1 protein-coding gene is annotated in these 1050 nt (G+C 55.2%); it reads right to left on the reverse strand.

The annotated features are described in order from the left end of the window. Nucleotides 1–54: 54 nt before the first annotated feature. Nucleotides 55–987, reverse strand: coding sequence for an IS5 family transposase (locus M3P21_RS22320; RefSeq protein WP_249713710.1), 933 nt, complete (start codon nucleotides 985–987; stop codon nucleotides 55–57). Nucleotides 988–1050 lie beyond the last annotated feature (63 nt).

Below are 1050 nucleotides of genomic sequence, written 5' to 3' on the forward strand. Positions count from 1 at the left end.
GGCTTTGTTGCACAAATCGGTTGAAGGACGTTCTTCCCCTTACCCCAGACGGATTTAGCCTACGGGCTCAGTGACAGGTATGCCAAGCGCAGAATAGCGATTGAGCACGGCGATGCGGATTTGGATTTCCGCGACCTGCCTGTCGAAGTCCCGTGCCATGAGTGATTGGCCCATCAGTTTCAGACAGTGCATCTTGGTTTCGACGCGGCTTCTTCGGTGGTATCCGCTCCAGCGTCGCCACAAGGTACGACCCAAGTATCGCTGCGCACTAACTGCTTCGTTTCGGGCAATAGCTCCGGCGCTCGTCGACTTCCAAGGCTTAGCATTCTTGCGTGGTGGGATCACTGCATGGGCGTTTCTTGCTGCAATCGCCTCGTGACATTTGCGCGTGTCGTATGCCCCATCGGCCGTCACTGATCCAATGTCCTGATCTGGTGGAATTTGGTTGAGCAATTCCGGCAGCATCGGTGCGTCACCTATATTGCTGGTGGTGATCTCCACGGCCCGCACTTCCAATGTTTCTTCATTGATCCCGATATGTATCTTGCGCCAAATCCGGCGCTTTGGCCCGCCATGCTTGCGGGCATTCCACTCGCCTTCACCCTCTGACTTGATGCCTGTGCTGTCGATGAGCAAGTTCAGCGGCCCAGTTCCCCCGCGATAGGGAAGGCTCACATTAAGCGTCTTCTGGCGACGGCACAGTGTACTGTAATCTGGCACATCCCAATCCAGGCCGACCATCTGCAACAGGCTCTGAACGAAGCCGGTTGTTTGCCTCAAGGGCATCCCAAACAGAATTTTCATGGTCAGACAGGTCTGGATCGCGGCATCGCTGAACTTGCATTGGCGACCACGCCTGCCGGTCGGTGGCGGTGTCCAAGTCATCTCAGGATCAAACCAGATCGCCAACGATCCGCGCTGCCTCAAGCTGTCATTGTAAGACGACCAGTTCGTGGTCTTGTATTTTGTGGGTGCCCAACTGCTCATGCCTTCCAGCTATCATGCTGGATTCAAACAGTGAATCCCTGACGGGATTTGTGCAACAAAGCC

The sequence above is a fragment of the Ruegeria spongiae genome (genome assembly GCF_023502395.1).
Taxonomy (GTDB): Bacteria; Pseudomonadota; Alphaproteobacteria; order Rhodobacterales; family Rhodobacteraceae; genus Ruegeria_C; species Ruegeria_C spongiae.

Bases quoted from the DNA above. Each gene is read 5' to 3' on its own strand.
- M3P21_RS22320 (WP_249713710.1), bottom strand. From the start codon at position 987: ATGAGCAGTTGGGCACCCACAAAATACAAGACCACGAACTGGTCGTCT.